We start from the raw sequence: 26,123 nt of genomic DNA, 5'->3' as shown, positions 1-26,123 counted from the left end.
TTGAAAAATGTAAACCAATGACAGAGATTAAACTCTGTGATGATTAGATGAAATGGGTTTGCCTAATTGTCATGGAAAAATCACAAAACCCACTACAACTTGACCAATAGCGCGCCCTTTTTCTGATAAGGGTTTAGGCTAAAGAGAGAGTCAAAATCAGAGCCAACATCGTGGGAGCGAGCATGGACTATATAGAAGTGCTGGACTTTTGGTTTGAGGATGCCGAGGCACCACAAACGCATGATTTGATAAAAGCGATGTGGTTTCATGGTGACGAGTGTTCCGACCGTGTTATTCGTGAACGTTTTTTGCCTTACGTTAGCATGGCAGGGGAGGGTAAATTGTCACAGTGGCTAGAAACGCCTTTTGGCGCATTAGCGCAGATTATTTTGCTCGATCAATTCAGTCGCCGTATCTATCGAGGCTTAAGTGCTGCGTTTCGCTATGATGAGTTTGCGTTAGCACTTTGCAAGCGTGGGTTGGCGATTGGTCAGGACCAACAATTGTTGCCGATCCAGCGCGCGTTTTTCTATACGCCACTTCAGCACTCCGAGCACGCAGAAGATCAAGAAGAGGCGCTGTTTAGATTTAGTCAGCTATGTGAATCAGCAGACCAATCAGAGGCGGGCATGTTTGAGAACTTTTATCGACAAGCGCGGAATCATTTTGACATTATTCAGCGCTTTGGACGCTTCCCTCAACGCAATGCCTCTTTAGGTCGGCTATCGACTGAAAATGAGATGTTGTGGTTGGTTGAAGGAGGGGCGAAGTTGAATCAATAGCCTCTGACCTGCGTTATCGCACCAAAGGCATCACTCTATTTCTACCGCGATTTTTTGCATCGTAAAGTGCTTCGTCAGCGCGAGAGACAAACTGCGCACCTTGCTCACCAATAGCAAATTCGGCGATACCGAAAGAGGCGGTGATCGAGTTGATTTTCTGCCCCGAACGTTTGTCGGTAACAGAAAGTCGCTCTAGTGATTTTCGCGTTTTCTCCGCAATTTGATAGGCGCCCCGTAGAGACATTTTGGGGAGTAGTATTGAAAATTCCTCACCACCATAACGAAAAATCATTCCGTTGGTTTCGACGCTTTGCTCAAGCCTCTGAGCCACTATCTTAAGGACTTTGTCGCCCATTTGATGACCAAATTCATCGTTAAACGACTTAAAGTGGTCGATATCGACCATCACTAAGCACATTTCGCATTTTTGCTTAAGGTGCTCATCAAGTTCTTGTTCAAAGGCACGTCGGTTGAATGCGCCCGTTAGAGCATCATGAGTGGCTTGCTTTTGGTATTCTTTGAGCTGCAGTTTGAGTGAGTCGATTTCTGATTTTTGCGATGATACCTGCAATTGGTATTGAGAGGTTGCTTGCAGTAAATGCTGTGATCCTTTGAGCACATCTTGAAGCACAACTTGGCTTTCACCGCTGATGTCGGATTGACTTTTCACATCTTCAAGCCGGCTAACCGAAGAGTTAAGAATGTTCTGGAACGCTTGAGTGTCTTGCACCGTATCGTCAATAGAATGGCCTAAGTCAGCGGCAAGGCTTTCCAACTTCTTCCGAAAGCTGTCGACTTCTCGTTTTGCATCATCAAGCAGGTAGGATTCGATCAGGGTATCGCAGTGCCCTTTGGAGCATTGACCAAAGCGTTCGACCGTCTCATCAACCGCTCGGTTAAGTTGTGGATGAGTTCCAGCACAGTAGGTATACCAAAGCGAAAAATAGTGCGGGGTAGTAGGTACTTTGTACTTCACCATCAATGGCACGGCACGCTTGAAAATCTTTGTTGCTTCGAAAAAAACGTAATCGCTCATGCACCATCCCTTAGTACAACCTGTGTCACTTATGATACAAGAAACGCAGTGAGTTTGATGCATTCACGCAAAAAAAAGCCCCATTCATTTATGAATGAGGCTCAAACTTTTCACACGCAATTAGTTGGTAATGATTACATGCGTTCTAGCGTGTTAATACCAAGAAGATCAAGACCTTGTTTGATAGTTTTTGCAGTCAGTGCTGCAAGTTTCAAGCGGCTTTGTTTTGTGTCACCGTCTGCATTGAGGATCGGGCAGGCTTCATAGAAGCTAGAGAATGTCCCGGCCAGTTCAAACAGATAGCCACACATGATGTGAGGCTGACCTTCACGCGCGACAGATTGAACAGCTTCTTCAAATTGCAGCAACTTAGACACGAGTGCTTTCTCTTTGTCGTCAGCAATGATGATATCGCCTTGCACTGAGTCAGCTTCGATGCCTGCTTTGTTAAAGATAGAAGCAACGCGTGTGTAGGCATACTGCATATAAGGTGCAGTATTGCCCTCAAATGCAAGCATGTTGTCCCAATCGAAGATGTAGTCAGTGGTGCGGTGCTTAGACAGCTCTGAATACTTCACGGCAGCCATGGCAACGGTGTTGGCGATGTTCGCTTTTTCGTCTGCTGGCATTTCAGGATTTTTTTCTTCAATCAGTTTGGCTGCACGCACTTCTGCTTCGTCAAGTAGATCCGCTAGACGAACGGTGCCACCAGCACGGGTCTTAAACGGACGACCATCTTTCCCTAGCATCATGCCAAATGCGTGGTGCTCTAGGCTCATTGATTCAGGGATATAGCCCGCTTTACGCACAATCGCCCACGCTTGCATCAAGTGCTGGTGTTGACGAGAATCGATGAAATACAGAACACGATCTGCATTAAACGTTTCGTAACGGTATTTCGCACAGGCAATATCGGTTGTGGTGTACAAGAAACCGCCGTCACGCTTTTGGATGATCACACCCATAGGTTCGCCGTCTTTGTTCTTGTACTCATTCAAGAACACAACCATTGCGCCATCGCTTTCTACCGCCAGACCTTTCTCTTTAAGATCTGCCACGATACCTGCCAACATGCTGTTGTACATGCTTTCACCCATTACGTCTTTGTTAGTCAAAGATACGTTCAGGCGATCGTAGTTACGCTGGTTTTGTTCAAGGGTGATTTTGACCAGTGTCTGCCATTTTTCTTTGCAGTATTCGTCACCGCTTTGAAGGCGAACTACGTAGTTACGTGCGGTTTTTGCAAATTCTTCGTCTTCGTCGTAAAGCGTTTTTGATTCACGGTAGAAGCTTTCGATGTCGCTCAAATCCATTGAGATGTCGCCACCTTGTGCTTCATGGCGCTCAAGGTTTGCGATCAACATGCCGAACTGCGTACCCCAATCACCCAGGTGGTTGGCACGAATGACGTTGTGACCCAAAAATTCAAGCGTACGAACAACCGCATCACCGATAATGGTTGAGCGAAGGTGACCAACGTGCATTTCTTTTGCGACGTTAGGCGCTGAGTAATCTACAACGATGTTCTGTTTGTTATCTTCAGCCACACCAAGGCGGCTATCTGCCAGCGCGAGGCCTGCTTGTTCACCGAGCCACTCTGGGCTAAGGAATATATTGATAAAGCCTGGGCCTGCGATTTCGGTTTTTGATGCAATGCCGTCAAGGTCTAAAGCATCTAACACTTTCTGTGCGAAATCACGTGGGTTTCCACCCAGCTTTTTAGCAACGCCCATGATGCCGTTTGCTTGATAGTCACCAAATTGTGGCTTCGCCGACTGGCGAACTGCAGCTGGGCTGCCTTCTGGTGCACCTGCTGCGACCATAGCAGCCGATACTTTTTCATTGAGAAGGGCTTGAATATTCACGTGCTTACCTTAATTTTGATACCCGATTGACAGTGCGTGATAGTTGACCACGATCACGACGATGGGCTTACTTGCTTTGGTACTAAAGCAAAAATCCGTCAACGATACCCAATGATAAATGCTCATTGCGGGGCATGGTTGACGCCTTTAATACCGCGCTTTCGACACCAAAAACGAGTGCAGATTGATAGGCGTAATAATACCCACAAATAGGCGTGGTTTGAAACCAAAATCCCGTTAAATGCCTTCAATTCATTGTCGCTGGGTTGTGTTCATTTCCTTGCAGCGTATTTCTGGAGAAATTTCACTCATTCAATAACGTATTGGTAATCGTTTTGTGGGGATGGGATACTTTGCATGATTTCCACGACTAACACAGAGATTTCCATGTCTGCACTTACCGTTGATCAGCTTTTCTCCTCACTTGACTCTTTTAGCCTTCGTATAGACGTATTATTGGAAATGCTGGGTATCGATCTCGCTTCTTATGAAGCTGACCATATTGCACTTCGTGTCAATGATGTTGATCTTGCTCTGCAACTGCACCAAGCGTGGTTGGCATATGGCGATGAAATCTCTGTGAACACCATTAATGGCCGCCCTATTGTGGTAATCAAGGTGCATGACAGTGTGTCTTTCGGGCAGTGGAAAACGCATTGTGTTGAGCTTCCGTATCCGAGTGAAAAAACCTATCCAGAAGAAGGATGGGAGCATGCAGAATGGGTGATACCTTCCGATGCAGTCACCCCAGAAGCGCTATTGGATGACGTATTTTGTTTGTTTCCTGAATTGAAAGCACGTTGGGAAACACTGAGCGAGATGGGCGTAAAGGTGAAGCTCAGTTCACCATCAGGGGAGGGTGAACGCCTTGCTAATCCGACCGTTGCATTTAAAGCCAATGGCGTTTGTGTGAAGTTACATCCTGTTTCGCTTGAGCAAGTGATTGAAAGCGAAAAGTAGCATTGAGAATCTACTGAAACAGATGTGAAAAAGGGGCATATCATGCCCCTTAATTGTTATATATGGGTGTTTCTTGAAACTACAGAATCACAGTCTTATTACCGTAGACAAAGACTTTGTCTTCTAGCACTTGACTCAGTGCGGTACTGAGTACCGTCTTTTCCACATCACGTCCTGCTTTCACCATGTCTTCCGCGCTGAAAGTGTGGTCAACATGCCTGATGTTCTGCTCAATGATTGGCCCTTCATCAAGATCGTTCGTGACGAAATGCGCGGTTGCGCCGATGATCTTTACACCACGGTGGTAAGCCTGATGATAAGGGCGTGCACCAATGAATGCGGGTAAGAAGCTGTGGTGGATATTGATGATCTGACGGTGATAGTGCGCAACAAAACTTGGCGTGAGTACGCGCATGAATTTCGCCAAAACGACGTAATCGGGTGTATAGGCGTCGACGATCTCAATCACTTTATTTTCATGTTCTTCACGTTCCATGCCTTCGTGGCTGACGAAATGGAACGGAATATCGAATTTCGTTGTCAGTGCTGCAAGCGTCTCGTGATTGCCCACGACTGCTGAAATTTCAACATCTAACGAGCCGTCATAGGCTTTCATTAGAATATCACCCAGACAATGGGATTCTTTGGTGACCAGAATAACGATGCGTTTGCGACGTTTGCTATCAACCAAACTGCGATGGCTACCTGCTGGTAGTGCTTGATCAATATCCATCAAGAAGGTTTCATCATTAAAGATGCCCTCTAGCTCGGTGCGCATAAAGAACTGCCCCGTGCTGTGGTCAACATACTCATTGTTATGAATAATATTGAGCTGATGTTTGTAACAGATGTTGGTGATTTTGGCGATAAGGCCTTGTGCGTCGGGACAATCCGTCAGCAGAGTTTTTCTTTCCATAGAAGTGTGGATCTCGCGAAATAGTGATTTTTGCTATTCATCACGTTTTACGCTGATTTTGTTTCAAGGTCAAAACCTCACGTGACGCTCTTTTGATGTATCGCAATTTGGCGGATAAAGGTTGAACGCTCGCTTTGCGTTTTCACCCGTAGCAGACGCGAGCGATTGTTGGCATAATGCGATGCTTTCAACCACTGTATAAATGACCAATGATTTCGAAGGTTTTCTCCACAGACGGCGCCCTTGCTCGCGCGATAAAGGGTTTTCAACCGCGCCAGCCCCAGACAGACATGGCACTGTCGGTCGAACGCGCCATTAAAGACGGCACGCAATTGGTCGTCGAGGCGGGGACAGGTACGGGTAAAACCTATGCGTATTTGGTGCCAGCCTTATTAAGCGGCAAGAAAACCATCGTCAGCACGGGTTCCAAAAACCTTCAAGAGCAATTGTTTCACCGTGACTTGCCATTAATGGTGGATACGCTCGGCTTTACGGGTCGTGTCGCGCTACTGAAAGGGCGGGCGAATTACCTGTGCCCTGAAAGACTCAGTCGTCAAATGATTGAAAGTCACGATGGACAGTCAGATCCTAAATTGCTCACCCAGTTGGTCAAAGTACGGGGTTGGTCATCGGAAACTAAAACCGGTGATTTGGGTGAATGTGATGATCTTGCTGAAGACAGCCCGATTATTCCTACCATCACGTCAACGAACGACAATTGCTTGGGGAAAGAATGCCCAAGCTACCAAGATTGCTTTGTGGTCAAGGCGCGTAAGCGGGCTTTGGATGCAGATTTGGTGGTGGTAAACCACCATCTTTTTCTTGCGGATTTAGCCATTAAAGAAACAGGCTTTGGTGAGTTAATTCCTGAAGCCGAAGTGTTCATCTTCGATGAAGCCCACCAAATCCCCGACATAGCCAGTCAGTACTTTGGGCAAAGTTTGTCGAGCCGACAAATTCAAGAGCTAGCAAAAGACATTCATATTGCGTATCGCACCGAACTTCGTGATACCAAACAGTTAGATAAAGTGGCGGACAGGTTGTCTCATGCAGGCTCAGATCTTCGTATTGTGCTGGGCGAGCCAGGCTTTCGTGGAAACTGGCGCGAGATAAGCGCTTCACCTGCGGTGGCACGTGAGTTAGTGAGATTAGCCGATGCACTGACTCTCGCCTATGACGTGATTAAATTGTCCTTAGGTCGCAGCCAATTGCTCGATGCCGCGTTTGAGCGCACAACGATGCTAAAATCCAGACTTGAACGATTAAGCGACACCACCATTCCGGGCTATTCCTATTGGTATGAGTGCAGCCGCAATCACTTCAGCTTAAATATCACGCCGTTATCCGTGGCGGAAAAATTTCGCGAACAAATACAACAACAGCAAGGTGCGTGGATATTCACATCCGCCACGCTGGCAGTGAATGACGATTTTAGCCACTTCAGTCATCGCCTTGGCATTGAGCCCACCGAGCAGTTTACGCTGCCGAGTCCATTTGACTATGAAACGCAGGCCATTTTATGTGTCCCGCGTTTCTTGCCTGAACCCAATAGCTATGGTTTGGCGGATAAGCTGGTGGAAATGCTCCTTCCCTTGATTGAACAGAATGAAGGGCGCTGCTTTTTCTTGTGTACCTCTCACCAAATGGTACGGGATTTGTCAGAGCGTTTTCGCGAACAACTCTCTTTACCTGTGCTGGTGCAAGGTGAAACGTCGAAGCAAAAGTTATTGGCCGAATTCTTGGAAATGGGCAATGCGCTCTTGGTCGCAACAGGCGCATTCTGGGAAGGTATTGACGTTAGAGGGCAGGCACTGAGCTGTGTTATTATTGACAAATTGCCTTTTACAGCGCCGGATGACCCGCTGCTGAAAGCACGAATTGAAGACTGTCGACTGCAAGGTGGGGATCCATTCTCCCAGGTTCAGATACCGGATGCGGTGATCACGCTAAAGCAAGGGGTAGGGCGACTTATCCGAGACAGAAGCGATCACGGCGCGCTGATTATTTGTGATAACCGCTTGGTGAGTAGACAATACGGCGAGACGTTTTTGCGCAGTTTGCCGCCTATCCCGAGAACGCGGGATCTGGCAAAAGTCGGCGAGTTTCTCGCGGCCATTGAATCGAACGAATAAGGGCGCTGCTATAAAGCAGTGCTTGCTAATAACAGACCAAATAACAACGATGTTGCTGGTATTGCAGCAACACCCGAGGCGTAAATGACATCTATAATTCTTGCCGTGGATACGGCGACTGAAAACTGCTCTGTAGCATTGAAAGTAGGTAACGAGACGATTTCTCGCTGTGAAATCGCCCCGCGTGAGCATACAACCAAGATTCTCCCTATGGTTGATAGTGTGCTTGCAGAAGCAGGCTTGAAACTTAATCAGCTGGATGCGTTAGCATTTGGTCGTGGCCCGGGTAGCTTCACCGGTGTGCGTATCGGGATTGGTATTGCGCAAGGTTTGGCATTCGGTGCTAATTTGCCGATGGTGGGTGTTTCTACGTTGGCTGCAATGGCGCAGCAGGCTTATCGTCGCAATCAAGCGAACAATGTTCTTGCGACCATTGATGCTCGCATGAATGAAATCTATGTGGGTGGCTATCAGCGCTTAGAAAACGGCGACTGGAAACGTGTGGTTGAAGAGGCTGTTTTACCGCCAGATCATTTTAGACCTACACTGTCAGAAGATAAGTGGTTTACGGCAGGAACTGGGTGGCAAGCTTACCCAGATCTGGCAAGCCAGCTACACTTAGAAACAACAGATAGCGGCGTCTTGTACCCTGAAGCGGAAGACATGCTTATTCTTGCGCATCATGCGCTTGAGCGTGGTGAGGCGGTGGATGCAGAGCATGCAAGCCCTGTTTATCTGCGTGACACGGTAGCGTGGAAAAAGCTGCCAGGTCGCGAATAACCTCTGCATTTCTGTTTGCAGAACGGATAGGACGAGCCGAGAAGAGCAGCGATGGTTTCAATTCATGGATTACCGCAACCGATACAACGTCCTAGCAATGCTGGACGTAAGAAATCACAAAAAGCATCCAATAGTGCTGAGGTTACTCAGCCGTCTGTGGTTGCTAAAGCGGTAAGTCAGGGGATTCGTCATCCTGAGCTGGCACAAGATGCCCATCAACAGATCCATTATGATGTTCCCGATGGTCGAAGCCGACATGCACTCCTTTCTTATATGGAAGTGAAAAATCAGGCTCGACGAGAAGAGATTATGGCTTTGTTTGGTGTGGATGTTTTCGTATGAAATCGTGCTAACTTCAACTCCTCGTACCACTTAACTAACCCCGACTGTGATAGGCTTCGCGCCCTCTGAAAGAGGTGCGGAGCCTATACGGCATTCAGCAGCTCATCATGGTATTACAAGAAAAACAATTTGCAGTGAGGTTTGGCAATCTCGCGGCACAGGTTTGTCTCACTGACAGTCCAAAACCCATCTTGCTCATGTTGCATGGATGGCAGGACAACAGTGGAAGCTTCGAACCTCTCGCACCACTTCTTACCGAACATGTCGACCTTGTGATGCCAGATTGGCCTGGCCATGGTTTATCCGATCACAAAGGCGCGGACAGCTTCTACCCTTTTTTTGACTATGTGGATGATCTTCATCAGCTGATTTTACAGCTGAGTGATAAACCTATCTTTCTGGTTGGGCATTCCTTAGGGGCATTAGTGGCTTCTTGTTGGAGTGCTGCGTTCCCAGAACGTGCAAAAGGGTTGGTGATGATTGAGGCATTAGGCCCAATGTCAGAGCGTGATGACAAGGTGGTAGATCGCCTTCGTCATGGCGTTGAAAGCCGATTGAAGATGAAAGCACCAAGAACTTTACCGTCACTGGATGCCGCGCTGAAACTCCGCCGGAGTATCAACAAAGTATCGATTGAAGATTTAACGCCGTTGGTGACACGTGGAATACAGCAATTGGGTGAGGAATGGCGCTGGAGACACGACGCCAAACTGAAAACAGACTCGATTTATCGTATGTCTACTCACCATGCAGAGCACCTGATCAAAGGAATACAATGTCCGGTTCTCGCTATTATTGGCGAAGACGGATACCCAGAACTACGCAGCCCACTTGCTGAACAGCGCAAAGAGTGGTTTAAGAACCTGACGGTTGAGATGGTAGAAGGTACGCACCACTGCCATCTTCAAAGTCAGCAGAAAACAGCTGCACTGATTATTGATTTTGTGACCAAGCTACATCTCACAATGCGTGATGATGTTAATTGATTGTTACTCATGGTCTAATTGGGCGTTAAAACGCTCGTTTGAATTTTTGCTTCTGACGTGGGCCAAGACTCACGATACAAAATAGGAGAGATCACGTGGAAAAGGTTTGGCATCACCGCTACCCATCAGATGTACCAGCGGAAATTTCACCTAATATGTACCCATCCTTGGTGGAAATGTTCGAAAAATCGGTGCAAAAATATGCCGACCAAACTGCCTTTATCAACATGGGGCAGGTGATGACATTTCGTAAGCTGGAAGAGCGCAGCCGTGCGTTTGCAGCTTATTTGCAAAATGATCTTGGTCTGAAAAAAGGTGATCGTGTCGCCGTAATGATGCCGAACTTGCTGCAGTACCCTATTGCATTGTTTGGTATTTTGCGCGCAGGTTGTGTGGTGGTGAACGTGAACCCACTGTATACCCCGCGCGAGCTTGAGCATCAATTAAATGACTCTGGCGCTGCTGCTATCGTTATCGTGTCGAACTTCGCCCACACGTTGGAAAAAGTCGTTGATAACACCAGCGTTCGTCACGTTATTTTGACCAGCCTTGGCGATCAATTGCCACGAGCAAAAGGTACCTTGGTGAACTTCGTGGTGAAATACATCAAGAAGATGGTGCCCAAGTACAGCCTTCCACATGCGACGTCTATGCGCCTCGCGCTGAAAAAAGGCCGTCGTATGCAATATGTTAAACCCTTTATGACGGGGGATGACATCGCATTCTTGCAATATACCGGCGGTACTACAGGGGTGGCGAAGGGCGCGGTACTAACGCACAAGAATATGCTGGCCAACGTCGACCAAGCGAAAGCAATGTACGCGCCAGTATTGGTAGAAGGACGCGAATTGGTGGTAACGGCACTGCCGCTTTATCACGTGTTTGCGTTAACCGTAAACTGTTTGTTGTTCATTGAAATGGGCGGTCAAAACCTGCTAATCACTAACCCTCGTGATATTCCTGCGTTTGTGAAAGAGCTGAAGCAGCATCCATTCACCGCCATCACAGGTGTGAATACGCTGTTCAATGCCATGCTCAACAATGAAGATTTCCACGAGTTAGACTTCTCTAAACTGAGTCTCACCGTCGGCGGCGGCATGGCGGTTCAGCGCGCGGTCGCTGAGCAATGGAAGAAGCTGACGGGTAAGCATTTGTTGGAAGGTTACGGCCTGACCGAATGTTCACCGCTAGTGGCCGCTTATCCTTACGATCTGAAAGAGTACAATGGCTCGATTGGTTTGCCTGTGCCATCTACTGATGTCCGCATCGTCGATGACGAAGGCAATGTCGTGGCGAACGATCAAGTTGGTGAGTTGCAAGTGAAAGGCCCGCAAGTGATGCAGGGTTATTGGCAGCGCCCAGAAGCGACCAAAGAAGTACTGACTGATGATGGTTGGTTGTCGACTGGCGATGTGGTGAAGTTTGATGACGATGGCTTCTTGCACATTGTTGATCGCAAGAAAGACATGATTTTGGTCTCAGGTTTTAACGTGTACCCCAACGAGATCGAAGATGTTGTGGCACTACATGGCAAAGTGTTGGAGGTGGCAGCCATTGGTCAGCCTCATGAAACCTCCGGTGAAATCGTTAAAATCTGCGTTGTTAAGCGTGATCCAAGCCTGACCAAAGAAGAGTTGTTAGCGCATTGTCGCGAATACCTCACTGGCTACAAAGTCCCTAAAATTATTGAATTTCGTGATGATTTGCCGAAAACCAATGTGGGTAAAATCTTGCGTCGTGCACTGCGCGAAGAGCAGGAAGCCAAGCAGGAAGCAAATAAAGCGGAAGCATAACGCGCCCGTGCGCTTTGAAGTTGAAGCGCGTACAATGAGGCATATGCCTTTGAAAACATGCTGGCTTACGCCAGCATGTTCGTTTTTGGTCTTCGCAACATTAGGTAAGGCTTTCGGGCGCCAAACAAAATACGGATGACAGTGTGAACTTTGAAATTGTAACTGAGCTATCCCATCTCGAACGAGTATGCGAACAGGCGAGAAAAGTGCCAGCTGTAATGCTGGATACTGAATTTGTGCGCACACGAACCCTTTATCCAAGATTGGGTCTTATCCAGCTTTATGATGGAGAAACCTTGTCACTGATCGACCCGATAAAACTGGACGATATGTCACCGTTATGGGCGCTGCTTACTGATGAATCAGTGATCAAAGTCCTGCACGCATGCAGTGAAGATTTGGAAGTGTTTCACCATTATTCTGGTGTGATGCCGACGCCGATGGTCGATACACAAATCATGGCGGCTTTTTTAGGGCATGGTCTTTCAACGGGCTTTGCTGCGTTGGTGGACGAGTATTTACAAGTATCGTTGGATAAAGGTGAAGCTCGTACCGATTGGTGCGCACGTCCTCTGTCTGACAAACAGCTTGAATATGCTGCTGCTGATGTTTTCTACCTGTGGCCGCTGTATCATTTGTTGGCTGAACGCGTTGCTGACGCAGGTTGGAATGAAGCGGTTAACCAAGAGTGTAACTTGCTGGTGAGTAAGCGCGGTAAAACGCCGGATCCAGAAAAAGCCTACCTCGATATTAAAAACGCTTGGCAGCTTCGCCCTCAGCAATTGGCTGTGTTGAAAAAGCTGGCAAGTTGGCGTTTACGTGAAGCGCGCCGTCGCGATTTAGCACTGAATTTCGTGGTGAAAGAGCTGCACCTTTGGAAGATGGCGCGGTTTGATATTCGTTCGCTGGATAAAATGGTGGATGAAGGCTTTGATCGTTTTGAAGTTGAACGCCATGGCAGCCGTCTACTTCGCATGGTCAGCGAGCTTGATACATTGCCGGAAGAACATTACCCAGAGGCGATTGTTCGTTTAGTCGACATGCCTGGCTACAAGCAAATGGTTAAAGAGATCAAAGATCAGACCAATGCAGTGGCAGAACAATTGGGGGTTGTACCTGAATTTGTTGGGTCAAAAAAGCAAATTCATCAGGTCTTAAAATGGGCATGGGTTAACGACAGAAACCCTGAAAAAATGCCCGATCTGTTGTCTGGTTGGCGTAAAGCTTACGTGGAAGACAGAGTATTACCCTTGTTGAAATAAGCATAAAAAAACCGGCGAAAGCCGGTTTTTTTGTTTCTGAAGATATTTACTTGTCTTCATCAGGCAAGGTGACATTCAATTCCAAAACGGATAAATCGTCATCTCGTTGCTCCAGCGCAACAGAGACTTGTTCTGGCGAGATATCCACGTACTTTCGGATAACCTCAAGAATATCTTGTTTTAACTGGGGCAAGTAAGTCGGTTCAGAGCACCCTGCGCGGCGGCGCTCAGCGACAATGATCTGCAAACGCTCTTTTGCCATAGATGCAGATGCTTTCTTTTTCGGACGGAAAAACTCCAGCAGTGCCATGTGTTACCCTCCAAAAATGCGTTTCAGGAACCCTTTCTTCTCTTCTTCCAAGAAGCGGTATGGGCACTCATTGCCTAGTAGGCGACTAATCGCATCGGCGTAAGCCTGACCCGCATCAGATTCTTCATCCAAGATAACAGGTTCACCTTTGTTTGATGCATGCAACACCGACGGGCTTTCAGGGATCACGCTCAGCAACGGTATACGCAAAATATCTTCGACATCCGAAACGCTCAGCATTTCACCACGATTTACACGGGCTGGGTTATAGCGTGTCAGCAGAAGGTGCGTCTTCACAGGTTCTTCACCATTTTCTGCGCGGCGAGACTTGGAATCGAGAATGCCCAAAATACGGTCTGAATCGCGTACAGACGAGACTTCCGGGTTAGTTGTCACGATGGCCTCATCAGCAAAGTATAACGCCATCAGTGCGCCTGCTTCGATGCCTGCTGGCGAGTCGCAGATAATGAAATCAAAATCCATGGCTTTAAGGTCATCTAAAACGCGACCGACGCCTTCTTTGGTTAGCGCATCTTTGTCGCGCGTCTGAGAAGCAGGCAAAACAAATAGATTATCAATGCGCTTATCTTTGATCATTGCTTGGTGAAGATTCGCTTCACCATTGATGACGTTCACAAAGTCGTACACGACGCGGCGTTCACAGCCCATGATGAGGTCAAGGTTACGCAGACCAATATCAAAATCGATAACGGCTGTTTTCTTTCCAGCTTGCGCAAGGCCCGTAGCAATGGCTGCACTTGACGTGGTTTTCCCCACGCCGCCTTTGCCAGAAGTGATTACGATAATTCGAGTCATTCCTCAATCCTTTGGATAATTAGAGTGTGAGGTGTTCAATGTTTAAAGAGTCTTCTTGTAGCGAAACTTTCACCGGGCGAGCAGCATACTGCTCAGGGATGGATTCGCTAAGCCAATATGTTCCTGCAATTGAAAGCAATTCAGATTGCAGGTTTTGGCAGAAAATACTGGCTTCTTTTTGGCCACTAGCACCCGCGATAGCGCGTCCACGAAGCACGCCATAAATGTGAATACTGCCATCAGCGATGATCTCCGCACCAGCGCTAACGTGATTAAGCACGACCAAGTCGGCATTTTTTGCATAGACCTGCTGCCCAGAACGAATAGGTGTCGTGACGACTTTCGTTGGGGTTTGGATAGGATCATTCACACGGGTTTGTTTCGCCGGGTTCATGACCGCAAGTCCCGCGAGTTTTGCCGCTTCACGACAAGTATTTTGTTTGCACCCTGTGACACCAACGACCAGCATACCGGTCTGTTCAATGGTGGCTTTTAACGTGATGAAGTCCGGTTGTTGATGCAATCTTGAAATATCAACAACCACAGGTGCACCGTCAAAAAATGCGGGGGCCTGCAGGACTTTATCGGACAGCACTTGTAATGCACCATCTAAGTCATCATCCATTAGATGAAGCACAGAAAGCGTAAATGAACTGCCTTTTAGTTCGGCGTTTTTTGTCATGAGATTTTGTCCAGATGGCAGTTGTTTGATCTGATGTGCGCGCTTCAACGTTTCTCATGAATAAAATTGGCTCAAACATGAGGGCTGGCGGGACAGAAATATCAATGTGCAAAAGAGGCGAATACAATTTCCGCTTCATCCCAAGAAATATCAGGGTCACGCGCATTATCAGACAGTGTTCAGCATGGTATATTCATGGATACTTTGCGGCAAGAGCCAACGCCGATTGTGGTGTTTTTATCGCCGAATTTGTTACATTTTTCTAAGCGGTTTCTCTTTATTGGGAAATCGCAACTCTGTGAGGTACAAGGTGTATTGCGCAATCTATAAAAGCAGTAAAAAAGATTCGACCTATCTTTATGTTAATCGTAAGGATGATTTAGGGGATGTGCCTCAACAATTGTTACAAACTTTTGGGAAACCTCATTTCGTTATGATGGTCAACTTAGATAAGAGAGAGAAACTGGCTATTGCCGATCTTGATAAAGTAAAAGAGAGTTTGCAACGCGACGGTTTTTATTTGCAGCTACCACCTCCAATTGATCAAGTGCTGCAACACATTAGAGCAAACAACACCAAGTTATAAAGGAGCGCTATGCGTAAAGGATTGATAGGGATCCTCATTGGGGCTGCGTTGTCTTTGTCAGCACCCGTGATGGCCGAGAAGCCAAGTTTTGACAACTATGTCATTGGCCTAAAAGAAGAGGGCGCAACGAAGGGAATTGATTCGTTACTGCTTGAGCAAGCATTTGATGGTATTCGCTATCGAGAAAGGGCGGTTAAAGCAGATCGTAACCAACCTGAAAAGCGTTTAACGTTAGATGAATATATTCCGCGTGCCGTGCCAGATTGGAAAGTGAAGAAAGCACGTCGTTTATATGACGAGCATTACACTGATCTTCAACGTATCGGCGAAGAATATGGCGTGCAGCCACGCTTTCTTGTCGCGCTTTGGGGAGTGGAAAGTAACTTCGGTGCGTTAACCGGAAATTATAATGTCGTTGAAGCACTGACCACATTGGCTTATGACGGTAGGCGAGAAGCTTTCTTTCGCAAAGAAGTATTTGCGGCATTAACCATTCTGCAAGAAGGCCATATTGCACCAAGCGATATGAAAGGTTCGTGGGCAGGAGCAATGGGGCAATGCCAGTTTATGCCTAGCTCATTTATTTCATTTGCCGCCGATGGAAATAACGATGGAAAGAAAGATATTTGGACGTCAAAACCCGACGTATTTGCATCGTCTGCGAATTATTTAAAAAATGCTGGTTGGGATAGCGAATACACTTGGGGACGTCAAGTAAAAGTGCCAGAAGGCATTGAGAGAGAATTGTCAGGATTAGGTCAAGATAAAGCCAAAACATTAGCAGAATGGGAAGGGTTAGGTATACGTCGTATGAATAATACCTCGTTGCCTGATGTCGATATTAACGCCTGGTTGATTCAGCCTGATGACGAATATGGACGAAGCTATTTGGTTTATGGTAATTACCAAAGCTTGATGAAATGGAACCGTTCGCACTATTTTGCCATTGCCGTAAGCCACTTGGCCGATAGGATTAAGTCTGGCTAGCTGATTAGATTAGCCTGCAATGATTGCGTTAATTTCCTTAAAATTATCTGTGGTATTTTTATTGATGGTCGCATGATAAATGCGACCATAACGCGAGCTTAGACCAACGAATTAATCACTATTGTAATCGTACCCAGACCCAGACCCAGACCATTAGGGTTGGGATAAAAAAAAGGGGCGAAAGCCCCTTTTTTTTGTTCAGCTTGACGCTATTTCATCACAAGCCGATAACAACTAATGTGCTATTACAGCAGGAAGTCTTCGATCTTCTTGCCGCTTTCAAGCGCTTCTTTAATTGTTTTTGGCGTACGACCTTGGCCAGTCCACGTTTTTTCTGAACCGTCTACGTCAATGTACTTATATTTTGCTGGACGAGCAGCACGCTTAGATTTTGGTTTAGCACCACCAAGAGTCGCCAGCAATTCTTCTGGGTCAATACCGTCTTTGATCAACATCTCACGGTATTTCTCAAGTTTTTCCAGACGCTCTTTTTCTGCTTCGTTAGCTTCTGCTTCAGATTCTTCACGCTCTGCAACGACAGCTTGCAGTTTTTCCAGAGCTTCTTGTAGTTGTTCCAGAGTAAGTTCACGCGCCACGGCACGAAGGCTGCGCAGGTTTAACAATACTTTCAGTGCATCAGACATTATGCCTATCCTATTCTCTCGTTTATAATAATTAATTACCGTACTAAGAGTAGCAAGAATAATTAATTCTTTGCAATGTTTGCTTAATTAAATTCTTTAATATTAGATATCGAATTTAAGAAAAGTGCAAACTTAAATAAACCTTATTGGCTTTTTCTTGAAAAAAATCGAATGGGTTATCCGTGGGGTGTACAATAAAGCCGTCATGCGTGTTTGACTTTGCATGCGTTGAGAGAAGAAGAAGTTGACGGTTGTGGGTGATTTGTAAATACCATGCACTTAATGTGTAAAATCATTTAGATGGTTATTGCAATGTCCTCGATGTCACATACAATACGCAGGCTTTATGCACGTAGAGGTGCGCTATTTATCAGTAACACATTTTAGGGTGATGCCGTTGAGAATGTGAGAAAGGAAATAGCGCCGAAGTAGAATCTTGCCAATCAAGCTATTCTGCTGGGGTTGTGCTCTAACAGACACAACACTGCCATAGTATTGGGATTTAACTATGGAGCGCTACTGTGGTTTAAGAATGCGTTTAACCATTGTCATTTATTAATTGGTTTCCATTTCTGCAGTAGATCTCCAACCTTACAGGTTGATATAGAGATCATGAACTTAGTCGATTTTTCCGCGTCTTCTTTATCGGTATTGCCCGCGATTCTTGCGCTGGGCCTCGCCATTGTTACACGTCGTGTTTTGTTATCATTAGGGCTGGGTATTCTCTCCGGCGCATTGCTACTCAATGACTTTTCTTTGTCGGCGACCACGTATTATCTTACCGGGCTTGTAAAAGGCCTTTTTATTGATGATGGCAGCATTAATAGCTGGAACATGAGCATTGTGGCTTTCTTAGTCTTGCTGGGTTCCCTTACTGCACTTATCACACTTTCCGGTGGCACACGTGCATTTGCTGAATGGGCGCAAACTCGCATTAAAAGTAAGCGCGGTGCAAAACTTCTGGCAGCATTTCTAGGCGTATTCATTTTTGTTGATGACTATTTTAATAGCCTAGCGGTTGGCGCCATTAGTCGTCCTGTGACTGACCGTTTTCATGTGTCGCGTGCGAAACTCGCTTATATTCTCGATTCAACTGCAGCGCCAATGTGCGTGATCATGCCAGCGTCAAGCTGGGGTGCATATATCATTACGGTGGTTGGCGGCATTCTTGTCAGCCATGGCGTGACTGATTACAGCCCACTCAGCGCATTCGCGCACATGATCCCAATGAACTTCTATGCCATTTTTGCTTTGCTGATGGTGTTCGCGGTTGCTTGGTTCCAGATGGATGTGGGCCCAATGCGTCGTTTTGAATACGAGGCATCGACGGGCAGTCGTTTAGGCGATGATGAAAATAGCGGACCATCATTAGATGACGAGCTAGGCATAGAAGAAAGCGAAAAAGGTAGCGTGGCCGATCTAGTGGTGCCAATTGTTGTACTTATCGTGGCGACCATGTCTTGGATGGTGTATTCGGGCGCTCAAGCGTTAGAAGTCAATGGTAAAGCCTTCTCTATTCTCGGTGCATTTGAAAACACCGATGTGGGTATGTCACTGTTGTATGGCAGTGCAATGGGTCTGCTGTCAGCATTGATCACTGTATTCAAACAGCGTATTCCAGTACCAGAAGTTGGCCAAACCGTTTGGATTGGTGCCAAATCTATGTTTGGCGCTATCTTGATCTTGCTGTTTGCGTGGACGATAGGCAGCGTGATTGGTGATATGGCGACGGGTAAGTTTTTGTCGACCTTGATCCAAGGTAACTTGTCGCCACAACTTCTACCTGTATTGCTGTTCTTGTTGTCTGCTGCAATGGCCTTTTCAACCGGTACCTCATGGGGTACGTTCGGTATCATGCTGCCAATCGCAGGTGACCTTTCTGCTGCAACTGATATTGCGTTAATGCTGCCGATGTTGTCCGCTGTACTTGCTGGTGCCGTGTTCGGCGATCACTGCTCGCCAATTTCAGATACCACCATCTTGTCAGCAACCGGTGCACGTTGTGGACACATTGACCACGTTTCTACGCAGTTACCGTATGCGCTGGCTGTGGCGCTGGTGGCCGGTATCTCTTACTTGGTGTTGGGCTTCACGGATTCGTTGTCGATTTCGCTGTTGGCAGGCTTCTGTGCCTTTACTCTTGTCTGTGTGTTCTTTGGTTGGTTATCACGCCGCCCAGGCAAACTGGCTTAATCTATTTTTCAATAACCTCTCTTCGGGGAGGTTTTTTTATGTCATTTCGCGGCCTGCAACGCTTTTACCCATTCGCTTTTTTCGGTAGCATGCCTGCGTCTTTTTTCGGGAGAATCCAATGGCCCAGTTGTATTTCTATTACTCTGCAATGAATGCAGGTAAGTCGACAACGCTCTTGCAATCGTCGTTTAACTACCAAGAACGTGGAATGAACCCACTGATCTTTACGGCTGCAATTGATGATCGTTACGGTGTGGGCAAAGTGAGTTCTCGTATTGGGCTTCAAGCGGAAGCGCAATTGTATTCCCCAAATGATGATATCTTTGCCGCTGTTAGCGATATTAACGTTAACAACAAAGTGGACTGTTTATTGGTTGATGAATGCCAGTTCTTGACCAAAGAGCAGGTTTATCAAATCACTGAAGTGGTTGATAAGTTGAATATCCCGGCGCTTTGCTATGGTCTTCGTACCGATTTTCGCGGTGAGTTGTTTGCTGGTGCACAATACCTATTGGCGTGGGCAGACAAATTGGTTGAGCTGAAAACTATTTGCCATTGCGGACGTAAGGCCAACATGGTGATCCGCACTGATGCCGACGGCAATGCAATTGCAGATGGCGATCAGGTTGTGATTGGCGGCAACGACAGATACGAGTCGGTATGTCGAGTGCACTACAAAGAAGCGCTTGGAAAATAGCGTATTCTTAGGAAAAAATGAAACATAAAAAAAGCGTCTGATGAACAGGCCGCTTTTTTGTTTTTCTTTCTGACTTATCCACGATTATTCAGTGAAATACTCCGCTACCGAGCGTGTGCTGGTTTACAGCCGAGAAGCGAGGGGAATCACCGTGACTCTGTCTCCGACTTCAGCACATTCAACTTCGGGTGACACTTCAATCAAGCAGTTCGCCTCGCTCATTGAGCGCAGAATCCCCGAGCCTTGTGAGCCGGTTGAACGCACTTCCATTTGCCCATTGGCGCCAACGCTGTAAATCCCACGTGTATATTCGCTTCGACCTAAACGAGAACGAATACGCTCTTGGCTGATGGCGCTCAAACGTTCAGGTTGCCAGAACTTATCACCCTGCATTTTGCGGATGGCAGGTTCGACAAACTGCAAGAAGGTCACCATCACAGCCACCGGATTCCCGGGGAGGCCGAAGAACGGCACATCACGCAATTTGCCGAAAGCGAGAGGTCGGCCTGGGCGCATATTCACGCGCCAAAAATTGATGTCGCCCATTTGGCTTAATACGGTTTTGATGTAATCCGCATCGCCCACGGATACGCCGCCTGATGAAATCACCAAGTCAGCGTTTTTGATCGCATTCGTTAGTGTGGATGTCAGCGCTTCTTCGCTGTCTTCAATAATTCCCAAGTCCAGCAATTCACAGCCTAACTGGGTTAGCATCGCACGCAACGTATAGCGATTTGCATCATAAATACAGTGAGCATTGGGTGCAGAGCCGGGCGCTTGGACTTCATCGCCAGTTGAGAAAATAGCCACGCGCAGAGGGCGATAACATTCGGCTTTGGCTAACCCGAGCGATGCCAACATGCCAAGTTCAGCCGCGCCGATGCGCGTGCCTTTATCAAATACCACGGAGCCCTTGCGCAGGTCTTCTCCGGCTTGACGCACATTTTGACCCGGTCTGATTGCCCCTTTGCGGGTATCGAAGGTGATGGTGCCATTCACATCTTGCGCTTGCTCGCGCATGATCACGGTATCTGCGAGTTCGGGTACGGGTGCGCCTGTCATAATCCGCACGCATTCCCCCGCTTTGATTGATTTGTCATAGCCGTGTCCGGCAAACACCTCAGCAATCAGTTGATAACTGTCTCTGCTTGTGTCGTCACTTCGGATCGCGTATCCGTCCATCGCAGAGTTGGTGGATGACGGTACATTGACGGGCGCAATGACAGGCTCTGCAAGTACGCAGTGATGCAACGATTCAAGGCTAAGGGATTGCGCGATACTCGGCTCAGAAATCGCGTTGAGTATTTTTTCGCGTCCTGCGTCGACCGAGAGCATGGTCGGGGAAAGGGAATCACACGTGGCAGTTTGCGCTTTGTGTCCTTCCATCCAGCGAATAATAAACGCCGTTATCGCAGAAACATCATTGATATCCAACACAGGAAGCGCGGTCTCTGGCGCACTGTCACACGCAATCGCGATGATGTTTTTGTCTTCATGGTGAAGCCAAGGTTTTTCTAGGGCGTGACGGTTTAACTCGATTTTCGGAAATGCTTCGCGCTTAAAGCCTTCCACCAAAACGAGGTCGGCACGGGTTTGATCAAGACGGCCAAGTAATTGGTTGAGGCTGGTTTCTTCTTCGGGGGTTTCTGTCATCAAGGCATGGCGATTACGAGAGCTGATGAGCATTTGTGATGCGCCCGCTTTGCGAAGACGGTAACTATCTTTACCGGGCTTATCGACATCAAACTCATGGTGTGCGTGTTTCACCATGGCGATACGTACGCCCGCTCCAACGAGCTTTGGGATCAGCACTTCTAACAATGTTGTCTTGCCCGTACCACTGAATGCTGCAAACCCTAATAGAGGTAGTGAGCAATTGGACAGGTTCATGAAAGGGCTCCGAACTTCTCCAATTCATCAGGGGTATTGAGGTTAATAAATGCATCGTGTTCGTCGCTGAAATCCACGTAACGGGTGGTACAAAGGTCGTAAAGCATCACAATTTTCCGGTCGCCATTAGCAAGGAAGCGATCGAGGCGTTCGAAAACATCGCGCTTCATCATGGTGACCACGGGCTGAACGGATTCACCATCATGTGCGACCACAATCTCAGTATCGGCTTCAATAGCTTTAACTAACTTCTCGATCAAATTGTGTGGCAGGTTCGGACAATCACAAGGTACAAACCCTATCCACTCGCTGTCGAGGTGCGACATTGCGGCGTGCATACCGCCAAGTGGGCCAGGAAAACCCTCAAGTACGTCGCCAAAAACGGGACCGTATTGTTGATAGGTTTCTTGATTGCGGTTGGCGTTTATCGCGATGTTGGCTCCTTGCTCCGTCAACCGTTGATGGACGTAATCAATCAAGGGTTTCTGATTTAGAGTGACGAGTCCTTTGTCTTGGCCACCCATGCGTCGGGCTTGTCCTCCGGCGAGAATGACCCAGGTAGTTTTAGGATGCGAAGGCATGGTTATCCTTGTCGATAATATTCAGTTTGGGTTTATGGATCAGGCGTTGGTTTTCAATCAGCCATTGCTGGTTACAGCATTCTGTTAATTTGTTGGGATGGTGGCTGGTTATCACCAAGCTTGCCCCGCGATCGAGCAAATCATCAATCATCTGTTTTTGTGCGTCGATGGCGTCGGCATCAAGGTTAGCGCAAGATTCATCCATCAGAAGAATTGACGGGTTGAGTGCCCAAGCACGTGCCATGGCAACCTTTTGCTTTTCGCCGCCAGAGAGCACTGAAATATGCTCGTGACTCAGGGTTTCTAACCCGATTTTACGCAGGGCCTGCATTGTAAGCTGGCGTTGGGTTCTTTGACAGAAATGCTTGCCTTTCAGGCCATAAGCGACATTTTCGGAAACCGTACCGTCAAACAGGTAAGGGGTTTGGTGCATGTAAATTACCCCGCTTTGTCCTGTAAACCCCGCTAGACGTTGCAACCAAGATGGACGTTGAAGATTCAAAGAACCCTTGGTGGGTTTTTGAATGCCGGCCATGACTTTCAGTAAGCTGGTTTTACCGATGCCGTTTTGCCCCGACAAATAGATAGCGTCACCCGGGCAAACTTTTAGCGAAGGGATGTGAAACAGTAACCTGTGTTTGTATTTCACAGAAAGGTCAATTGCTTCCAGTATTATCTGACTCATCATTGCCCCTGCTTATGTCCGTAAATAGCCATTGCCACGAGCAAAACTAATGAAAAAATTCATCGTCAATGCCAGCACTAGCAACACCATGCCGAGTGCAACGCCTTGTGCAAAAGCGCCCTTTGATGTTTCAAGTGCAATCGCTGTAGGGATGTTGCGGGTATAGTTCAGTATGTTGCCGCCAACCATCATGGAACAGCCAACTTCCGTAATTATTCGGCTAAATGCCGTGATAACCGCAGCCAGAAGCGGGAATCGAATTTCCCACATTAGCGTCGCCATGGCGCGTGGAATGGATGCGCCCAAAGTGTAGGCTGTTTCCCATGCTCGGCGATCACTGTTTTGAAATGCGGCATGCATCATTGAGACCAGTATGGGCAAGCTGATCAGAATTTGCCCCAATATCATGGCCCGTTGTGTGAATAGCATCTTCCAATCACCCATTGGGCCTGCACGTGATAGAAGCATGTAAAGCAAAAGCCCGATCACAACGGTAGGGACAGATTGGAGCGTGTTAACAAGCGACAGCACAATCCATTTGCCGGGGATCTCCCAGTAAGCAAGTGCGAAACTGACTAAAAGAGCAGGCAGAATCACCAGCCCAATAGCAACCAATGACACCGAAAACGACACCCCAACAATACCCCATAGCGTGGTATCACCGCTAAACAGCAAAGCAACCGCTTGTCGGGTAGTTTCCAGTATGTCCATTAGCTTGCGTCTGCCACAAACAGTTGCTGACCGTTAACCTTGAAGGTATCGATCATTGCCTGCGCTTTGGGATTCACCAACCAATCGCTCAGGACTTTTGCACCTTGGTAGTTCAGATCCGGATAACGGCTTGGGTTAATCAAAATCACTTGATACGGGTTGAACAGACGCGCATCGCCTTGGACAAGTACATCTAGGTCCATTTTGCTTTGATAAGCCAACCATGTGCCTCGGTCGGTGAGGGCATAGCCTTGAAGTTCATTGGCCATAGTGAGCGTAGGCCCCATGCCTTGTCCTACCGCTTTGTATGCGGAAAAATCAGGATGAATACCTGCGGCCTTCCAAAGGAGCAACTCTTTCTTGTGTGTGCCTGAATCATCACCGCGAGAAATAAAGTGCGCGTCGGCACTCGCCACTTTTACCAGTGCGGCTGTCACATCTTTGCTGGCTTTGATTTTTGCAGGATCGTTTTTTGGCCCAACAAGAACGAAGTCGTTGTACATTAAGCCACGAGGGAGCACCCCAAAACCTTGGTCAACAAAGCTTGCTTCCGCTTTTGGCGCATGGGTCATCACAAGGTCAACATCACCATTTTCGCCCATTTTTAGTGCTTTACCTGTACCTGCAGCCAGCACCTGTACGTCATATCCCGTGTCTTTTTTGAATTCTGGCAGGAGAAAATCCAGTAAGCCTGAATGGTAAGTACTCGTTGTCGTCGCCAACCGAACGATCTCTGCTGCACTCACCGTGGCAGAGAATGAAACAAGGACTGAAAGTAGTACAAACGCTTTTGTTTTTTTTATTAAGCTCATTATGTCTTCCTGACAATGGATGATTTTTTAATATCGCTACTGCGATAGCCTCATTAAACCGATGAGGTTAAATGTGGACAAAGCAACAAAAATGCCAAATTTATATTTCAGATAGAAATTGTCATAACTAACTAAAAATAAACAATAATATTTTCCTCTTCTTAAGCGAATGACCAGATTTGCATGCATGCCAACATGGCGGTTGTATTGGACTGAGTCAAAATGTCGCATGTATGATGTAAGCCACTGAGAGAATATGGACTTTCACCCGATGAAGGATGCACTGCAGCAATTTGGTTTCTCCGCCTTGGTGGTCGATGACGAGCCGGGTATGCGCGCTATCTTGAACAAAGCGTTATCGAAGAAGCTGACCCAGGTTGAAACCGCGTCTTCTTTAGAAGAAGCGGAAGCCCTTCGAAAGCGAAATCACTTCGATTTGCTGATTGTAGATATCAACTTGCCAGGAAGATCGGGTATTGATTGGCATGAGGCGTTTAACGACGACGAGCGGCGCAGCGACATCATTTTCATGACAGGCTATGCGGAGCTGGAAACTGCGATCAAAGCGCTGCGGGCGGGCGCATCTGACTTTATTCTCAAGCCTTTTAATCTCGAACAAATGTTGCAATCTGTGCAGCGTTGTCTCGATAAACGCATGATAGAAAGACAAAATGTCGCGCTTCAACGTGATGTTGCTCGTTCTTTCCCTGTCGATATCATCGGTGAAGCCCCCAAAACGCTAGCGATGCGAGAAGTCATTTCTCGTCTTGCCCCTTCTCCCGCCGCCGTGTTGATCGAAGGCGAGTCGGGAACGGGTAAGGAACTGGTTGCACGTGCCCTTCATGCTTTGAGCCGTCGTAGTGGTCCTTTTGTTCCACTCAACTGCGGTGCCATTGCCCCTGAATTGCTCGAAAGCGAATTGTTTGGCCACATTTCGGGCGCGTTTACTGGTGCACGAAAAAACAAAGATGGCCTGTTTCGAGTTGCTGATAAAGGCACGTTGTTTTTGGATGAGATTGGCGAGATGCCGCTTTCGATGCAGGCTTCGTTGCTCCGGACTTTGGAGCAAAAAACCATACGTCCGGTGGGCGCTGAGCGTGAAGTCAGTGTCGATGTTCGTATCGTCGCAGCGACTAACCGAAACTTGCATGATGAAGTGGAAGCAGGGCGCTTTCGCAAAGATCTTTTTTATCGACTCAATGTATTGTCTGTAGAGCTTCCGCCACTGAGAGAGCGCGTCGAAGACATTGGGTTACTGCTCAGTCATTTTTCTGATGTGCTTGCCCGCGATCTGGGCTTAAAACCGGTGGTGTGGTCGGAAGAAGAACTTGCTGCCATGAAACACTACGACTGGCCGGGAAATATTCGAGAGCTGAAAAATACCGTTGAACGTGCGATTTTACTAGGCAAACCTGACCTTCGCCATTGGCAGGGAAACTCTGTCCCCGCCAGCGATAGTGTGGAGCATGATGTTTGCTTGATATCCGAAGGTTCAGAAACTGGCTATCCACTTTGCTGGCCGCTTAAAGACGTTGAAAGAGCTCACATTGAGAAAGTGGTTGATGTACACGAGGGCAACAAGTCTGCTGCGGCAAGACAACTCGGTGTGGCAAGAAAAACACTAGAGCGAAAATTCAAAGACTGGCTTGATGAGTAAAGCCTGCAACATGCATAA

25 protein-coding genes and 1 riboswitch are annotated in these 26,123 nt (G+C 47.3%); of the genes, 13 read left to right on the top strand and 12 right to left on the bottom strand.

Translation table 11 applies throughout. The features are described from left to right. Nucleotides 1-182 precede the first annotated feature (182 nt). The gene (locus A1OO_RS20485) at nucleotides 183-782 is read left to right on the top strand and encodes a DUF924 family protein (protein WP_016961095.1); all 600 of its coding nucleotides are present in this window, start codon (nucleotides 183-185) and stop codon (nucleotides 780-782) included. 13 nt (nucleotides 783-795) lie between these two features. Here A1OO_RS20485 and A1OO_RS20480 read toward each other — a convergent pair whose 3' ends face one another. Next, complete coding sequence (locus A1OO_RS20480) at nucleotides 796-1,818, bottom strand: GGDEF domain-containing protein (protein WP_016961096.1); 1,023 nt, start codon at nucleotides 1,816-1,818, stop codon at nucleotides 796-798. 134 nt (nucleotides 1,819-1,952) lie between these two features. Beyond that, nucleotides 1,953-3,683: an arginine--tRNA ligase gene (argS, locus tag A1OO_RS20475; protein WP_017004269.1), complete on the bottom strand. Its 1,731-nt coding sequence runs from the start codon at nucleotides 3,681-3,683 to the stop codon at nucleotides 1,953-1,955. Between the two features lie 357 nt (nucleotides 3,684-4,040). Between argS and A1OO_RS20470 the strand changes: the two genes are divergently transcribed. After that, nucleotides 4,041-4,643 (top strand): VOC family protein, encoded by a 603-nt coding sequence (locus A1OO_RS20470; RefSeq protein WP_017005770.1) that lies wholly within the window; start codon nucleotides 4,041-4,043, stop codon nucleotides 4,641-4,643. A gap of 79 nt (nucleotides 4,644-4,722) precedes the next feature. Here A1OO_RS20470 and purU read toward each other — a convergent pair whose 3' ends face one another. Then, a complete protein-coding gene (gene purU / locus A1OO_RS20465; protein WP_016961099.1) occupies nucleotides 4,723-5,559 on the bottom strand; it encodes a formyltetrahydrofolate deformylase in 837 nt (278 codons plus the stop codon). Between the two features lie 209 nt (nucleotides 5,560-5,768). Between purU and A1OO_RS20460 the strand changes: the two genes are divergently transcribed. The 6 genes from A1OO_RS20460 (at nucleotide 5,769) to rnd (ending at nucleotide 12,854) form a co-directional block, all read left to right on the top strand. Next, on the top strand, nucleotides 5,769-7,691 hold the full coding sequence (locus A1OO_RS20460) for an ATP-dependent DNA helicase (protein ID WP_016961100.1): 1,923 nt from the start codon (nucleotides 5,769-5,771) through the stop codon (nucleotides 7,689-7,691). An 84-nt stretch (nucleotides 7,692-7,775) separates the two neighbouring features. Further along, on the top strand, nucleotides 7,776-8,471 hold the full coding sequence (tsaB, locus tag A1OO_RS20455) for a tRNA (adenosine(37)-N6)-threonylcarbamoyltransferase complex dimerization subunit type 1 TsaB (RefSeq protein ID WP_016961101.1): 696 nt from the start codon (nucleotides 7,776-7,778) through the stop codon (nucleotides 8,469-8,471). 51 nt (nucleotides 8,472-8,522) lie between these two features. After that, nucleotides 8,523-8,813, top strand: a complete 291-nt coding sequence (locus A1OO_RS20450) for a hypothetical protein (protein WP_016961102.1) — start codon at nucleotides 8,523-8,525, stop codon at nucleotides 8,811-8,813. A 107-nt stretch (nucleotides 8,814-8,920) separates the two neighbouring features. After that, nucleotides 8,921-9,799, top strand: coding sequence for an alpha/beta fold hydrolase (locus A1OO_RS20445; RefSeq protein ID WP_017004267.1), 879 nt, complete (start codon nucleotides 8,921-8,923; stop codon nucleotides 9,797-9,799). Between the two features lie 95 nt (nucleotides 9,800-9,894). Further along, nucleotides 9,895-11,592 (top strand): long-chain-fatty-acid--CoA ligase FadD, encoded by a 1,698-nt coding sequence (gene fadD / locus A1OO_RS20440; protein WP_016961104.1) that lies wholly within the window; start codon nucleotides 9,895-9,897, stop codon nucleotides 11,590-11,592. 143 nt (nucleotides 11,593-11,735) lie between these two features. Continuing rightward, on the top strand, nucleotides 11,736-12,854 hold the full coding sequence (gene rnd, locus A1OO_RS20435) for a ribonuclease D (protein WP_026023973.1): 1,119 nt from the start codon (nucleotides 11,736-11,738) through the stop codon (nucleotides 12,852-12,854). A gap of 46 nt (nucleotides 12,855-12,900) precedes the next feature. Here the strand turns inward: rnd and minE are convergent, their stop codons facing one another. From minE to minC, 3 genes are read right to left on the bottom strand one after another with little or no spacing between them, the layout of a single operon-like run. After that, nucleotides 12,901-13,164, bottom strand: coding sequence for a cell division topological specificity factor MinE (minE, locus tag A1OO_RS20430; RefSeq protein ID WP_016961106.1), 264 nt, complete (start codon nucleotides 13,162-13,164; stop codon nucleotides 12,901-12,903). Between the two features lie 3 nt (nucleotides 13,165-13,167). Further along, complete coding sequence (minD, locus tag A1OO_RS20425; protein WP_016961107.1) at nucleotides 13,168-13,980, bottom strand: septum site-determining protein MinD; 813 nt, start codon at nucleotides 13,978-13,980, stop codon at nucleotides 13,168-13,170. A gap of 19 nt (nucleotides 13,981-13,999) precedes the next feature. Next, the gene (gene minC / locus A1OO_RS20420) at nucleotides 14,000-14,662 is read right to left on the bottom strand and encodes a septum site-determining protein MinC (protein WP_026023972.1); all 663 of its coding nucleotides are present in this window, start codon (nucleotides 14,660-14,662) and stop codon (nucleotides 14,000-14,002) included. A 310-nt stretch (nucleotides 14,663-14,972) separates the two neighbouring features. Between minC and A1OO_RS20415 the strand changes: the two genes are divergently transcribed. After that, on the top strand, nucleotides 14,973-15,248 hold the full coding sequence (locus A1OO_RS20415) for a YcgL domain-containing protein (RefSeq protein WP_017004264.1): 276 nt from the start codon (nucleotides 14,973-14,975) through the stop codon (nucleotides 15,246-15,248). A 9-nt stretch (nucleotides 15,249-15,257) separates the two neighbouring features. After that, complete coding sequence (locus A1OO_RS20410) at nucleotides 15,258-16,235, top strand: lytic murein transglycosylase (RefSeq protein WP_017004263.1); 978 nt, start codon at nucleotides 15,258-15,260, stop codon at nucleotides 16,233-16,235. A gap of 245 nt (nucleotides 16,236-16,480) precedes the next feature. Here the strand turns inward: A1OO_RS20410 and A1OO_RS20405 are convergent, their stop codons facing one another. Beyond that, entirely contained in the window at nucleotides 16,481-16,879 is a 399-nt protein-coding gene (locus A1OO_RS20405) for an H-NS family nucleoid-associated regulatory protein (RefSeq protein ID WP_016961111.1), read from the bottom strand. A 345-nt stretch (nucleotides 16,880-17,224) separates the two neighbouring features. Beyond that, a riboswitch (Lysine riboswitch) is annotated at nucleotides 17,225-17,406 on the top strand. A gap of 85 nt (nucleotides 17,407-17,491) precedes the next feature. Between A1OO_RS20405 and A1OO_RS20400 the strand changes: the two genes are divergently transcribed. Both A1OO_RS20400 and A1OO_RS20395 read left to right on the top strand, forming a co-directional pair. Further along, complete coding sequence (locus A1OO_RS20400; RefSeq protein WP_016961112.1) at nucleotides 17,492-19,072, top strand: Na+/H+ antiporter NhaC family protein; 1,581 nt, start codon at nucleotides 17,492-17,494, stop codon at nucleotides 19,070-19,072. Nucleotides 19,073-19,190: 118 nt separating this feature from the next. Continuing rightward, nucleotides 19,191-19,769, top strand: a complete 579-nt coding sequence (locus tag A1OO_RS20395) for a thymidine kinase (protein WP_016961113.1) — start codon at nucleotides 19,191-19,193, stop codon at nucleotides 19,767-19,769. A 123-nt stretch (nucleotides 19,770-19,892) separates the two neighbouring features. Here A1OO_RS20395 and A1OO_RS20390 read toward each other — a convergent pair whose 3' ends face one another. The 5 genes from A1OO_RS20390 to A1OO_RS20370 are packed head-to-tail and all read right to left on the bottom strand — an operon-like array spanning nucleotide 19,893 to nucleotide 24,448. Then, on the bottom strand, nucleotides 19,893-21,659 hold the full coding sequence (locus A1OO_RS20390) for a bifunctional molybdopterin-guanine dinucleotide biosynthesis adaptor protein MobB/molybdopterin molybdotransferase MoeA (RefSeq protein WP_017004262.1): 1,767 nt from the start codon (nucleotides 21,657-21,659) through the stop codon (nucleotides 19,893-19,895). Beyond that, entirely contained in the window at nucleotides 21,656-22,240 is a 585-nt protein-coding gene (mobA, locus tag A1OO_RS20385; RefSeq protein WP_016961115.1) for a molybdenum cofactor guanylyltransferase MobA, read from the bottom strand. Before mobA ends, A1OO_RS20390 begins: the two co-directional genes overlap by 4 nt. Beyond that, nucleotides 22,224-22,925, bottom strand: coding sequence for an energy-coupling factor ABC transporter ATP-binding protein (locus A1OO_RS20380; RefSeq protein WP_016961116.1), 702 nt, complete (start codon nucleotides 22,923-22,925; stop codon nucleotides 22,224-22,226). Before A1OO_RS20380 ends, mobA begins: the two co-directional genes overlap by 17 nt. Nucleotides 22,926-22,937: 12 nt before the next feature. After that, nucleotides 22,938-23,636, bottom strand: coding sequence for an ABC transporter permease (locus A1OO_RS20375; RefSeq protein WP_017004261.1), 699 nt, complete (start codon nucleotides 23,634-23,636; stop codon nucleotides 22,938-22,940). Next, nucleotides 23,636-24,448 (bottom strand): substrate-binding domain-containing protein, encoded by an 813-nt coding sequence (locus tag A1OO_RS20370; protein WP_016961118.1) that lies wholly within the window; start codon nucleotides 24,446-24,448, stop codon nucleotides 23,636-23,638. The genes A1OO_RS20375 and A1OO_RS20370 overlap by 1 nt, the downstream gene beginning before the upstream one ends. 271 nt (nucleotides 24,449-24,719) lie before the next feature. Here A1OO_RS20370 and A1OO_RS20365 point away from each other — a divergent pair, with 271 nt between their 5' ends. Beyond that, nucleotides 24,720-26,105: a sigma-54-dependent transcriptional regulator gene (locus tag A1OO_RS20365; protein WP_026023971.1), complete on the top strand. Its 1,386-nt coding sequence runs from the start codon at nucleotides 24,720-24,722 to the stop codon at nucleotides 26,103-26,105. The last annotated feature ends 18 nt before the right edge of the window (nucleotides 26,106-26,123 follow it).

The sequence above is a fragment of the Enterovibrio norvegicus FF-33 genome (genome assembly GCF_000286835.2).
GTDB lineage: Bacteria > Pseudomonadota > Gammaproteobacteria > Enterobacterales > Vibrionaceae > Enterovibrio > Enterovibrio norvegicus_A.
The sequence above is the reverse complement of the archived record's forward strand: the minus strand, read 5'-3'. Positions and strand labels throughout refer to the sequence as shown.